At 66.8% G+C, this 12,666-nt stretch carries 12 protein-coding genes and 2 tRNA genes; 7 read left to right on the top strand and 7 right to left on the bottom strand.

Annotated features, from left to right (window positions below; translation table 11 throughout):
• The first annotated feature begins 145 nt into the window (after positions 1 to 145).
• A complete protein-coding gene (locus tag H2037_RS01505; RefSeq protein ID WP_292116757.1) occupies positions 146 to 796 on the top strand; it encodes a glycine zipper 2TM domain-containing protein in 651 nt (216 codons plus the stop codon).
• A gap of 118 nt (positions 797 to 914) precedes the next feature.
• On the opposite strand, the gene H2037_RS01510 is transcribed toward H2037_RS01505, so the two are convergent.
• From H2037_RS01510 to H2037_RS01530, 5 genes are all read right to left on the bottom strand, one after another.
• A complete protein-coding gene (locus H2037_RS01510; RefSeq protein WP_292116761.1) occupies positions 915 to 1,634 on the bottom strand; it encodes a TlyA family RNA methyltransferase in 720 nt (239 codons plus the stop codon).
• Complete coding sequence (locus tag H2037_RS01515; RefSeq protein WP_292116765.1) at positions 1,631 to 4,360, bottom strand: valine--tRNA ligase; 2,730 nt, start codon at positions 4,358 to 4,360, stop codon at positions 1,631 to 1,633. The genes H2037_RS01510 and H2037_RS01515 overlap by 4 nt, the downstream gene beginning before the upstream one ends.
• Positions 4,361 to 4,464: 104 nt before the next feature.
• Positions 4,465 to 5,097: a DUF2497 domain-containing protein gene (locus tag H2037_RS01520; protein WP_292116767.1), complete on the bottom strand. Its 633-nt coding sequence runs from the start codon at positions 5,095 to 5,097 to the stop codon at positions 4,465 to 4,467.
• Positions 5,098 to 5,270: 173 nt separating this feature from the next.
• The gene (locus H2037_RS01525) at positions 5,271 to 6,806 is read right to left on the bottom strand and encodes a TolC family outer membrane protein (protein ID WP_292116770.1); all 1,536 of its coding nucleotides are present in this window, start codon (positions 6,804 to 6,806) and stop codon (positions 5,271 to 5,273) included.
• 124 nt (positions 6,807 to 6,930) lie between these two features.
• A complete protein-coding gene (locus H2037_RS01530; RefSeq protein ID WP_292116773.1) occupies positions 6,931 to 7,560 on the bottom strand; it encodes a protein-L-isoaspartate O-methyltransferase in 630 nt (209 codons plus the stop codon).
• 133 nt (positions 7,561 to 7,693) lie between these two features.
• Between H2037_RS01530 and H2037_RS01535 the strand changes: the two genes are divergently transcribed.
• Positions 7,694 to 7,767 (top strand) — tRNA-Cys (locus tag H2037_RS01535).
• A 71-nt stretch (positions 7,768 to 7,838) separates the two neighbouring features.
• On the opposite strand, the gene H2037_RS01540 is transcribed toward H2037_RS01535, so the two are convergent.
• Both H2037_RS01540 and H2037_RS01545 read right to left on the bottom strand, forming a co-directional pair.
• Entirely contained in the window at positions 7,839 to 7,985 is a 147-nt protein-coding gene (locus tag H2037_RS01540) for a hypothetical protein (protein WP_292116776.1), read from the bottom strand.
• A gap of 40 nt (positions 7,986 to 8,025) precedes the next feature.
• Complete coding sequence (locus H2037_RS01545; protein ID WP_292116778.1) at positions 8,026 to 8,850, bottom strand: RNA methyltransferase; 825 nt, start codon at positions 8,848 to 8,850, stop codon at positions 8,026 to 8,028.
• A gap of 62 nt (positions 8,851 to 8,912) precedes the next feature.
• Here H2037_RS01545 and H2037_RS01550 point away from each other — a divergent pair.
• From H2037_RS01550 to H2037_RS01570, 5 genes are all read left to right on the top strand, one after another.
• Positions 8,913 to 8,987: transfer RNA gene (locus H2037_RS01550), tRNA-Asn, on the top strand.
• 434 nt (positions 8,988 to 9,421) lie between these two features.
• The gene (locus tag H2037_RS01555) at positions 9,422 to 10,825 is read left to right on the top strand and encodes a site-specific integrase (RefSeq protein ID WP_292116780.1); all 1,404 of its coding nucleotides are present in this window, start codon (positions 9,422 to 9,424) and stop codon (positions 10,823 to 10,825) included.
• A 73-nt stretch (positions 10,826 to 10,898) separates the two neighbouring features.
• Positions 10,899 to 11,528 (top strand): DUF433 domain-containing protein, encoded by a 630-nt coding sequence (locus H2037_RS01560; protein ID WP_292116782.1) that lies wholly within the window; start codon positions 10,899 to 10,901, stop codon positions 11,526 to 11,528.
• The gene (locus H2037_RS01565) at positions 11,525 to 11,902 is read left to right on the top strand and encodes a DUF5615 family PIN-like protein (RefSeq protein ID WP_292116785.1); all 378 of its coding nucleotides are present in this window, start codon (positions 11,525 to 11,527) and stop codon (positions 11,900 to 11,902) included. Before H2037_RS01560 ends, H2037_RS01565 begins: the two co-directional genes overlap by 4 nt.
• A gap of 134 nt (positions 11,903 to 12,036) precedes the next feature.
• A complete protein-coding gene (locus tag H2037_RS01570) occupies positions 12,037 to 12,576 on the top strand; it encodes a hypothetical protein (protein WP_292116788.1) in 540 nt (179 codons plus the stop codon).
• The last annotated feature ends 90 nt before the right edge of the window (positions 12,577 to 12,666 follow it).

Genomic DNA, 12,666 nt, shown 5'->3' on the forward strand with positions numbered 1-12,666 from the left:
TAGCGCGACAGCCCCCAGAAACATGAACGAAGATGAACGGCCCGCTCAAAAGCCATTCAGCTTCGAAGGCCTAGACCTCCATGCAACAGACAGCCGGTCCAGCCGTTCAGCCCATCACTGAACGTCCGACCACAAGGGGTTGAAGATGCGCCTTTCCACCACGTCCCTCGCCGCCGTCGCGGCCCTGACCCTCGGCGCCGTCGCCGCGCCGATGGCCGCCTCGGCCCAGAGCTATGGCTACAGCCAGAATTACGGGACCGGATCCTACGCCCCCGGCTACGACTACAACCGCGGCTATCAGCAGCCCTACGACCCCTGCGCCCGTGAGCGTCAGGGCCGCACCGGGGCCGGAGCGGTGATCGGCGGGGGCGCGGGCGCCGTTATCGGCTCGCAGCTGGCCGCGCGTGGTCGCCGCACCGAGGGCAGCATCCTGGGCGGGGTCCTGGGCGCCGTGGTCGGATCGCAGGTCGGCCGCTCCAGCTCCGACGCCTGCCGCAGCTATCAGGCCCAGTACAGCCAGAACGGCTATTACGACCAGGGCTACGGCCAGCCGAGCTATGGCTATTACGATGACCGTTATACCGGCGATCAGGCCTATCGCTACGACGACCGGCGCGACGATTACGCCCAGGACCGCGGCTATTACGACGAGCGCAGCCGCCCGGTCGCCCCCTATCAGAATTCCGACGGATGCCGCCTGGCCGAGAGCCAGATCCGTCTGCCCGATGGTCGCACGGACACGCGCTATGTGCGCACCTGCCCCGACCAGTACGGCCGCTATCGCGTCGTCGACTAATTCAGCCCCCCTGTCGTCGACGACGTGACGGGAGCCGCCGGAGGATCAGTCCTCCGGCGGTTTCTAATTCCAGGTGGGCTATCGGCCTTCGGCCTGCTTGAGCCGGCTTTTAGGCGGGCTATCGCTTCGCCCAGAGCAGGAACTCGATATTGCCGTCGCCGCCGGTGATGGGGCTTTCAGTCGTCGCCTGAACGGTCCAGCCCATCGCCTCCAGCCAGTCCTCGACCCGCGCAACAGCGGCCGCGTGAGCCTGCGGGTCCTTGACCACGCCTTTCTTGCCGCCGCCGGGCCCGTCGGCCTCGAACTGCGGCTTGACCAGGGTGATCAAGTCCGCGTCCGGGGCCCCCAGATTGAGCGCGGCCGGCAACACCTTGATCAGGCTGATGAAGCTGGCGTCGCAGACGATCAGCGACGGCGCGTCCGGGATCGACTCGGGCGTCAGGTCGCGCGCATCTGTCCGTTCCAGATTGACCACGCGCGGGTCGGCCGCGACCCGGTCGTGCATCTGGCCGAAGCCGACATCGACCGCGAACACCTTCGCCGCCCCCCGCTCCAGACAGACCTCGGTGAAGCCCCCCGTCGAGGCGCCGACGTCCAGCACCACCCGGCCCTCGACCGCGACCGGCCACAGGCCCAGGGCGTGATCCAGCTTCAGGGCGCCCCGCCCGACCCAGCGGTGGGCGTCGGCATAGGCGATCACCGCATCCGTGCCGACCGTCTGGGACGCCCCCTTGGCGGCGATCCCGTCCACGGTCACGCCGCCGGCCTCGATGGCCGCCTTGGCCTTGGCCCGGCTTTCCGCCAGGCCGCGCGCGACAAGAAGCTGATCCAGCCTCATCCGATCTCGCTGAGCCGCGCCAGCGCCGCCTGCAGCCTGGCCTTGCCTGTCTCGGCTTCGGCCAGCTTGGCCCGCTGTTCGTCGACGACTTCCGGCGCCGCGCGCGACACGAAATTGGGATTGCCCAGCTTCTTGTTCACATGGCCGATATCGCTCTCGAAGACGGCGATCTCCCTCTCCAGACGCGCCCGTTCGGCGGTCAGATCGATGATCCCGGCCAGCGACAGGGCCGCCGTCGATCCGCCCGACACGAAGGTGACGGCGCCGGTCGGCGCGGCCTCGGCCGACGACAGCTCGGACACGCGACCCAGGGTCAGGATCAGGTCACGGTGACGGGCGATTCGCTCGGCCGTGACCGTGTCGGGGGCGACGAAGGCCAGCGGCGGCTTGGCCGAGGGCGGCACGTTCATCTCGGCGCGCAGGGCGCGGATCTCGCCGACCAGATCGACCAGCCAGCCGATCTCGGCCTCGGCCGAGGCGTCGACGAAATCGTCCGGCAGCACCGGCCATTCGGCGCCGATCAGCAGGGTCTCGCGAGGCGGCCCTTCCTTGCCCAGTTCGGCCCACAGCTCCTCGGTGATGAAGGGCATGACCGGGTGCAGCAGTTTCAGCGTCTGGTCCAGCGTCCAGGCGGTCATGGCCCGCGTCTCGGCCTTGGCGGCCTCGTCGGCGCCCTGGAAGACCGGCTTGGCCAGTTCCAGATACCAGTCGCAGAAGACGTTCCAGACGAACCGGTACAGGGCGCCCGCCGCATCGTCGAACCGTCCGCCCTCGACGGCTTCGGACACGGCGCGCTCGGCCTTGGTCAGTTCGCCCCGGATCCAGCGGTTGATCGTCTGTTCGACAGTCGCGGGATCGAAGCCCTCGACACGACGCGCCTCGTTCATCTGGCTGAAGCGGGCGGCGTTCCACAGTTTGGTGCCGAAATTCCGATAGCCTTCAATCCGTTGCTTCGACAGCTTGATGTCGCGCGTGCCCGACAGAATGGCCATGGTGAAGCGCAACGGATCGGCGCCCAGTTCGTCGATGATGCCCAGCGGGTCGATGACGTTCCCCTTGGACTTAGACATCTTCTGGCCCTTCTCGTCGCGGACCAGGCCGTTGATGATGACCCGTTTGAACGGAACCTCATCCATGAAGTGGAGCCCCATCATCATCATCCGGGCGACCCAGAAGAAGATGATGTCCGCCGCCGTCACCAGGTCGCTGGTCGGATAGAACCGCTGCAGATCCTCGGTCTTCTCAGGCCAGCCCATGGTCGAGAACGGCCATAGGGCCGAGCTGAACCAGGTGTCCAGAACATCCTCGTCCTGGGTCAAGGCGACCTCGGAATCATAGTCCGCCATCGCCAGTTCGCGGGCGTCTTCCTCGGTCTCGGCGACATAGATCTCGCCGCCCGGCCCATACCAGGCGGGGATGCGGTGTCCCCACCACAGCTGGCGGCTGATGCACCAGGGCTCGATGTTGCGCAGCCACTCGAAATAGATCTTCTCGTACGACTTCGGCTCGAACACCGTCTCGCCCTGCTCCACCGCCTTCAGCGCCGGCTGGGCCAGGACATGGGCGTCGACGTACCACTGGTCCGTCAGCCACGGCTCGATGACCACGCCCGACCGGTCGCCGTGCGGGACGAGGTGTTTGGTCTTCTCGATCTCGCGCAGCCAGCCCTCTTCCTCGGCGCGGGCGACGATGGCCTTGCGCGCGGCGAACCGGTCGAGACCGACATAGTCGCCGGGCACGTCCGGCGTATCCACGTCGGTGATCCGTCCGAAGGCGTCCAGGATGTTCAGCGACGGCAGCCCCGCCCGCTTGCCGACGCCGAAGTCGTTGAAATCGTGCGCCGGCGTGATCTTCACCGCGCCCGACCCCTTGGTCGGATCGGCATAGTCGTCGGCGACGATGGGAATGCGACGCCCGACGATGGGCAGGGTCACAAACTGGCCGACCAGCCCCTTGTACCGCTCGTCCTCGGGATGGACCGCAACGCCGGTGTCGCCCAGCATGGTCTCCGGCCGGGTCGTCGCCACCACGATGAAGTCGCGCGTCTCCCATTCCGTCGCCTTGCCGTCCTCGTCGAAGGCGACCGGATGCTCATAGGTCACGCCGTCGGCCAGCGGATAGGCGAAATGCCAATAGGCCCCATCGACCTCGCGCTGCTCGACCTCCAGGTCCGAAATGGCGGTCTGGAAATGCGGATCCCAGTTCACCAGCCGCTTGTCACGATAGATCAGGCCTTCCTTGTGCAACTGGACGAAGACCTTGCGGACGGCGGCGTTCAGCCCCTCGTCCAGGGTGAACCGTTCGCGGCTCCAGTCGCAGGACGCGCCCAGACGACGCAGCTGCTGCACGATGGCCCCGCCCGACTCAGCCTTCCATTCCCAGACCTTGTCGATGAAGGCGTCGCGGCCCATGTCGCGCCGCCCGACGTTTCCGCTCGCCGCCAGCTGGCGTTCGACCACCATCTGGGTGGCGATGCCGGCATGGTCCGTGCCCGGCAGCCACAGCACCGCCTTGCCCTTCATCCGGTGATAGCGGGCCAGGATGTCCTGCAGCGTATTGTTCAGCGCATGGCCGACATGCAGGCTGCCCGTGACGTTCGGCGGCGGGATGACGATCGAATAGGCGCCTGCCGCTCCCTCTGTCTTGGGCGCGAACAGGCCGCTCTCTTCCCACTGGGCGTAGAGGCGGGGTTCGGCGGCCTGGGGTTCGAAGGTCTTCTCGAGCATGGGTCTTCTTTGAGCGTTGGCGTGCGGCGACGCACGGGCCTCGAATGACAAAGGGCGGCCCCTGCAGGAGCCGCCCCTCGATTAGTCTTCGGTGAAGCGAAGGGCTAGGCGCTGCGCGCGATGCGTTCGACTTCCTTCTGCACCGCCGCCTGGACGATGCCGGGCAGATTACTGTCCAGCCAGTCCTTCAGAAGCGGACGCAGCATCTCGGCGACCATGGCCTCGACCGTGTTGCCGCTGACGAAAGGCATCTCGCCGGAGCCGCCGGCCGGCGCGGCTTCGGGCTTCTTGAACGAGGCGGCGAGACCGGCGAAGGCCGAGGCGGCGCTGGCGGCCGCGCTTTCGCCGACCAGGGAATCATAGGCCGGCGCGGGCTCCGGAGCGGACGTCTCGGCCGGGGCCTCGGGCTCGGGCGCGGTCTCGACGATATCGAGATCGCCGATGGTCTCCGAAGGCGGTCCTTCATAGAGTTCGGTCAGTTCCAGCACGTCGTCTTCAGCGGCTGCGGGCTCGGGCGCCGGCTCGGCCGGGGCCGCGAAAATATTCTCGACCGGGGCCGGCTCGGGCTCGGGCGTGGGTTCGGCCGCCGCGACGGGTTCCGGTTCAGGGGCGGGAGCCGGTTCAGGCGTCGCCGCGGCCGGCGGGGTCTCGGCCGGTGCATCGTCTTCCGAGATGATCCGGCGAATCGACGCCAGGATCTCCTCCATGGTGGGTTCCTGGGCGGACTGATCGGTCATGACTTAACCTTGGGGAGGCCTGGAATGAAACTGGTGCGTCGAGGACGCGCCCCAAACGCCATGCACGGGTCGGGGACCAGAAGACGACGTCCTCTCGACCCCACGATAGTGTCGTCGCATCAACGCCCGCCAGAATCAACGGGCGTTTTGAACGTCTTTCCCCAGGTCCCGTGTCAACTGCGAGGCGCGGTGCGAACGACCTCGCCCTTCAGTTGGGCGTCGATCGGCGCATCGGGCGCGTCGTCGGCGTCGACGACCGGCGGCGCGGCCACGCGATCCAGGGCCTCGATTACGCCGTCCCACGGCAGACCGCCGCGATTGCGCACGCGGTCATAGTTGGCCTTGGCGTCATAGACGTCGAGGTTGGCGTTCAGATTCTCACCCTCCAGCTGGCCCATGGCGGATAGCAGCGAGGCGCGGGCCACATATTCGGCGGCCCGAGCGTTCGCCAGCGAGGTCTGCGAGGCGCGCAGGGTCACTTCCTGGTTCAGCACGTCCAGGGTCGTGCGCAGGCCGACCTGCGCTTCCTGACGCACGCCCTCGGCGGCGACGGAGGCGGCGCGCACGGCTTCTTCGCCGGCCGCGACGTTGGCACGGGTCGACAGGACCTGGGCGAAGGCCGAGCTGACATTCTGCAGCACCGTCCGCCGCTCGCCCTCGACGGCGATCTGGGCGGCGTTGGCCTGCTCCAGCGCCTGGGCGACGCGGGACCGGTTGAGACCGCCGGTGAACAGGGGCACGGACAGGGTGGCGCCGGCGGTGAAGCTGCGGCGGTCGGCCAGCTCATCCAGATTGCCCAGATCGGTCGCCGTGCCGCCGTAAGAGGCGGTGGCGCGCACCGAAGGCAGATATTCGGCCCGGGCGGACGCGACGGCGGCCTCGGCGGCCTGCAGCGAATAACCGGCCGACAGCACACCCGGATTGCGCGCCAGGGCGACTTCCATGGCGGCGTCGAAATCGGTCGGGACGATCGGCAAGGCGGGAGCCGCCTCCAGGTCGCTGGGCGACTGGCCGACGACGGCGGCATAGGCCGCGCGAGTAGTCGACAACTGGGCCTGGGCGTTGGCCAGATCGGCTTCGGACTGGGCCAGCGAGGCCTCTGCCTGGGCCACGTCGGTCCGGGTGATCTCACCAACCTCGAAACGCGCGCTGGTCTCGTCGAGCTGACGTTGCAGCACCGCCAGATTTTCCTGCCGGATGCGCAGGATTTCCATGTCTCGCGTGACGTTCACATAGGCCTGGATCACCGACAGCATGACCGACTGCTCGATCTCGCGCAGGTTCTCGCGGCCGGCCATCACATTGGCGCGGGCCCGATCGACCGACAGCGAGGTCCGGCCGGCCGTCCAGATGTTTTGCGACAGGCTGACGCCGACATTGGCCCCGTCGCTTTCGGACGAGGAACTGGAAATCTGGGTGTCGGGAACGCCGTCGCCGTTGGTGTCCACGAACTGGCTCACGGTCGGAAAATCGCTGCGGGTGTAGTCTACGCCGGCGGAGGCGCTCAGGGTCGGCCGCAGACCTGACCGCGCCTGGACGACCGTTTCGTCCAGGGCGCGCTGGCTGGCGCGCTGCGCCAGCAGGCTGGGGTTGGTCTGATAGGCGAGAGCGATCGCTTCCTGCAGCGTCTCGGCCCAGGCGGGAGCGCCCAGGCCGGTCACGAGAGCCATCACTGCGGCCGAGGCCAGCACACGCGAGCGTTTCAACATTGTCCGTCCTTGCCTGACGCCCCCCGGGACGCCCGAATGTCATCAGGCGTAACTGCGGCCTCATTCGACCATACGCCAGTTAAGTTTTCTTCACGCTACACGGCGCAAGACCTCACGGCCTCCGTCAGAGCGCGAAACTGTGGGTGGGCGTCAGTTCGGCGAGCAGGGCCGGCGACGAATCGAACAGTTCACGGCGCGACAGCCCCTCGCGACCCTTCACATAGAGAGCCGCCTTGCCGATGGCGCCGCGACGTTCGACCACGACCATCCGGCCGCCGACGCGCAATGCGCGACCCCAGGCTTCCGGCAAGGCCGCCACGCCGCCTTCGCAGACGATCAGGTCCCATCCCTCGCCGGTCGGCGTGGCCAGGGGCGCGACGACCGTCTTCACCCCCTCTTCCGCCAGCGCCTCGCCGACCACGTCGAACACGGCCTGGTCCGCTTCCTGGGCCGTGACCGTCAGGCCCATGCGGGCCAGAACAGCGGCGGCGTAGGGGGCGGCGATGGCGAGCGCCTTCTCCCCCTCCCGCGCATCGGCGGCCTGCAACAGCTTGGACACGTCCCGCGCCGGCATCAGCCTGCGGTCGCCGGCGATCTCGACCGACGCATCGGAATAGGCGGCGAAGACCCGGTCGGGCGCGCAGTAGCGCTCGCGCGGCGTCTCCATCATGGCCATGTGAATCTCATGGCTGGTGACGTCGTTCACGCGAACCTGCGAGTCGACCAGGGCCTTGCGCTCGGCGGTGAAATCCATCTTTGGGCAGCCTTCAATCGATAGTCGGGGAGGAAATCTCGCGCGCTTATAGTTCCGTGCGTTGCAGCGGACAATCCGATCTGATAGCGAACGCCCCTCGCGATGACCGCCCCCGAGAAATCGGGGATAAAGCGGCCTGATGGCGGAGTGGTGACGCAGAGGACTGCAAATCCTTGCACCCGGGTTCGATTCCCGGTCAGGCCTCCATCGCGACGACCGAAGAAAAGGCGCGGATCGCAGGATCCGCGCCTTTTTCGTTTCGGCCAGGCGTCAATGGATCAGATGGGCGCGGTGATCCAGCCGATCAGCCCCGCCGCGCCCAGACCGACGGCCCCGACCGCGACGAACAAGGCGGCTCGCACGTTCCGGTTCAGGAAATACAGGATGTTCATCGGTCGTCCCCCCAGCCAGCCGATGGTCGCCATACTTTCGGCCGGCCCGCAAGGTGTACAAAAGCTTAACGGCCTAACATCCTGGTGAGCGCGTGGGGCCGACGCTGGCGACCTGGTGCAGGGCCAGGGCGCTGGTCACGGCGACATTGAGGGAATCGAACCCTCCCGCCATCGGCACCCCGACGGCGCGGCAGCGATCGATCACCGCGCGCGGCAGGCCCGGCCCCTCCGATCCCACCATCACGGCGACCGGGCCGCCGCGACGATAATCGGCCAGTCTCTGGGTGGCGCTGGGGGTCAGAGCCAGAACCTCGACGCCCGCCGCCTGCATCGCCTCCACCAGAGCCTCCGCCGCCTCAGGACGCGCGGACGGCGTCCGCAGCACGGCGCCGACCGACACCCGGATGGCCTTGCGATAAAAGGGATCGCAGCAGGTCTGGTCCAGCAGGACCGCCCGCGCGCCGAAGGCGGCCGCATTGCGGAACAGGCCGCCCATATTGTCGTGATTGCCTATGCCGCTCGCGATCAGGAAGACATCGTCGTCGGCGACCGTCTCCAGGATCGTCCCGACCGAAGGCGCGACGGGCTTCTCCCCCAGGGCCAGGATGCCGCGATGAAGGGGAAAGCCGGCGACCCGGTCCAGGACCGCCTGACCGACGACATAGACCGGGGTCGCCTCTGGCAGGGCGTCTATGACGTCCTTCAGAGCCTCCGCACGCTTCTCCGCCAGCAGCAGGGCGCGTGGCCGGCACAGGGAGGCGGACGACGCCAGAACCCGCAGCACCACCTCCCCCTCCGCGACGAACAGGCCCTCGCGTCCCGTCAGGTCGCGTTCGCGGATATCGCGGAAGCCGGCGATCCGGGGGTCTTCGGGGTCAATGATTGAGATCGTGCGCATTCGTCATTTTTCCCATTGCACGAATCCAAAGGCCGCTGCTATAGGCCCGCCTCCCGAGCAGTTCCGCGGTAGCTCAGTGGTAGAGCAGCCGACTGTTAATCGGCTGGTCGTAGGTTCGAATCCTACCCGCGGAGCCACTCGGTGAAGCCCTTCAAGCTGGGCAGCCCCACTACATCGACATCACGGCCGCCCAGACGGGCGACGCGCGCCTGCGGTTCGCATCGCATGGAGCGGGCGCCCACGCTCGTGAGGCCGTCGGATTCTGTAAATATGGAAGACGGCCCGCTTCATCGCGGACCTTTGGCGCAATTGCGAAGGGGCCGCCCGAAAGCGACCCCTTAATCCGCCATACAACCCAAAAAAGGTCAGATGGTCGGAGCGACAGGATTCGAACCTGCGACCCCTTGACCCCCAGCGGCCTCCAATGCCTTTTCAGGACTGTTCAGGACTGTGCTAGTGCATTGTGTAGACGATAATTTTTGACGCGCCGCATTTCATCGCTATTCTACGAGTTCCTGCATTTTGCTCCCCATATGCTCCCCAGAATCGGGGCCTGCGGACGAGGAATTCGATGGCTGCGACAAGACTGACGGACCGGACCGTCGCCGCGCTCAAGACTGCCGAGGGCGGGCGGCTGGAACTCTGGGACACCGACCTGAGAGGTCTCTATCTACGCGTTTCCGGGCATTCAAAAGTCTGGGGCTATCGCTACCGCCGCCCTGACGGGACCCAGCCCCGTGTCCGCCTGGGCCGGTATGTGTCGCCGGACCAGGCCGGCGGGGACAAGCAGGCGCTGACCGTTGCCGGCGCTCGCGCCAAGGCTCGGAAGCTTCAGACGGATGTCGATGCCGGCCGTGATCCGGCGATCGAGATTCAGGTCGTCAAGGCCGAGGCCAAGGAACAGCCGCTCCGGACCTTCGACGATATGGCGCAGGGCTACTTCCAGGCGACTGAGAGCGGAGAGTATCGTCCGAGCAAGAAGCGCAAGCGACCGCCCACGATCCTCTCGGAGCGGAACCTCTACAAGAAGCACCTGCGCCCGCTCGCCTCCCTCCGAATCGAGGCGGTCACCAAGGCCGTCGTGCGCACGCGTCTCCGGGACATCCTGCAGGAGGGCAAGGGCGTGACTTCGAACCGCGCCCGCAGCCTCATCAGCCAGATCTTCGCCTGGGGCATCACCGAAGACCGTGTTCTCAAGAACCCCGCCCAGCAGTTGGACGATCTCGCAGAGGAAACGCCGCGCACCCGGGTCCTGAACGACACTGAACTGCGGGCGCTATGGCGCGCGCTCGAGGACACGTCAGGCTATCGACGCCCGCTGCCGAACGGCCGCGACGAGGCCTTGATGGTCAGCCGGCCGATCCGGATCGCGATCCAGCTGGCGGCGCTCCTGCTCCAGCGGCGCGCAGAGGTCGCCGAGATGAGGGTCGCCGAACTGGACTTCGCCGAGCGGACCTGGACGATCCCGGCGGGGCGCACCAAGGCCAGCCGCACGACCGTCGTCCCGCTCGGCGAGTTCTCGATCCTGCTGATCCGGGAAGCCCTGGCGCTGCGCCCGAAACCTGCCGACGGCGAAAAACCCTCGCCTTTCGTGTTCGTCGGCCGCGGCGAGACGCCCGGCGCGATCCATCCTTCGGCGATCAGCCACGCCATGCGCGACATTCGGGCGGCGATCGACATCCCCGACATCACGGTCCACGATCTGCGTCGCAGCGGTGCGACCCGGCTCGCCAAGGCGCGGGTCAGCCCCTTCATCCTGTCCAAGCTGCTCAACCACGCCAACGAGCTCGGCGGCGGCTCTTCGATCACGATGTCGGTCTACGTCCAGCACGACTATCTGGAGGAGAAGCGCGAAGCGATCGAATGCCTGGAGCGCCTGATCCTCGCCGCGGTGCGTCCTGGAACCGAGCTTGAGGAGCCCCCTCCCCAGGCCTTGCCGGCGCCGGCGCGATTGCTCTTCCATGAACCGGCTTAGTGGCCATGGCGAACCGACCGATCTTGAAACCTCAGTCGGCGAGGATTAAATGATCTCTCAGGAGAGAACAATTATGTCCGCGACCGACCGGCTCTACACTGTCTCTGAAGCTGCCGCGGTAAGCGGTCTCGGGCTCAAAGCGGTCAACAACTCGATCGACCGCGGGTTGGTGACTGTGGCCGCCGCGCCGAGGACCGGGCGTCTGAAACCCCGGGTTCTGACGGGCGAGGATTTGGTGCGCCTGCGTCTGGAGCACGGGCTGGCCGGCAAGCTGCCCATCGAGCGCCGGATCGACCTGTTCCGGAGGCTTTCCGCGACGCCCAAGGCCCGACATCTGTCGGCGGGGGAGTTCCTGATGGTCGATGTGGCCGCCGCGCGCCGCGACGTCAGCGCCCGGATCAAGACCCTCGCCGAAGCCGAGGCTGCGATCGCGACCGACAAGGCGGTCATGGCAGGCGAGCCGGTGTTCAAGGGCACTCGTATCCCTGTCCATGCGGTCGTCGCCATGTTGGACGCAGGGGCAAGCGAAGCCGAGCTCCTGACAGGATATCCCAAGCTGGACGCCCGGCTGATCGGCCTTGCGAGGGTCTGGGTCGCCGCTCATCCCCGCCGGGGCCGCCCCCGTCGGCTTGAGGCGTCGGGTCTCGCCCCCACGTCGGTGCGGCGTCTGATCCGCAAGACGCCGGCGATGACGGAGCGGTGAACTTCCTGTTCGACGAGTGCCTGCACACCTCTCTCGTAGAGGTCGCGAACGCCTTAGGGCATCAGGGCAGTCACGTGAATTGGCTGGGGCTGAGCGGGACGGCCGATTGGGATCTGATGCCCCGCATAATCGACGGCGACTTCACCTTCGTCACCAACAACGCCCAGGACTTCCGGCGGCTGTATCGCGACCAGGCTGCGCACGCGGGCCTTGTTATCTTCATTCCTCAATGCCGCCCTGATCAGCAACGCGAGCTTCTCGAGGCGGCGATCGAAGCCCTTGCCGATGCCCCGGATCCGCTGATCAACCAGGCGCTCGAGCTCGACTTCGAGGACGACGTCATCACGGTCCGAACCTACGATCTCCCGGCCTGACGGCGTGGGACGAAACACGCCACGCCCGTCGTGCCGCGCTCCCCCCCCTGAACGATCTGGTCCCCGTGAATATTCTCCGCTCGCCATCCCGGACGAACCTGCGATCCTCATCGAAAGACCCAAGGAGGTTGGCCATGGATATCTCAAGCGACGATTTTCTCTATCCGGTCAGACGGACGGGCAAGCGCGGCCGTCCGGCGAATACAGGCCGCAAGGATTTTCACCTTCTCTATGAGATGTGCGCGCGTCTGGCCGCCGATCCGGCCCTTTCGTGGGCCGATGCGGCGCGACAGGTCGCGCCGAAATCGGATTACAACGCCTTTGACCGCCTCCCCCGCAAACTGCGGCAATATCCCCGAATGCTGGATCAGGCGAAAGATCATCACGAGCGCCAGGTTCAGCGGTTTCTGGCGGAAGCCAAACGGCGAAGGCTCGAAGCCTCCTGGATCGGCCTGAAGTCCAAGGCCTCCGCCATCGCCTATCTCCAGATGACCGGATTGATCTCCGCCGACATCTGGAAGGATCCCCGGGTCGTCACCGCCGCAGACGGGTTCTGGCGATACGTTCGCCCCGGGATTGTCGAGCGCTTGATCGAGGACCATCGCCGGCTGGAGCGGATGATGGGCCAGGTCGACGCCCTTGATCGTCACATGCGCCTATACGCTTCGATCTGACTTGGAGATCGACGTCAAACGCGGCCCCCGTCCGTCCGAAACCCGTCCGACGAGGTCTGGCGCGGCGGTTGCGGATTGCTCTAGCTTCGC

Origin of the sequence: Brevundimonas sp. (assembly GCF_013912065.1) — a bacterium.
In the GTDB taxonomy this organism is placed as follows: Bacteria; Pseudomonadota; Alphaproteobacteria; order Caulobacterales; family Caulobacteraceae; genus Brevundimonas.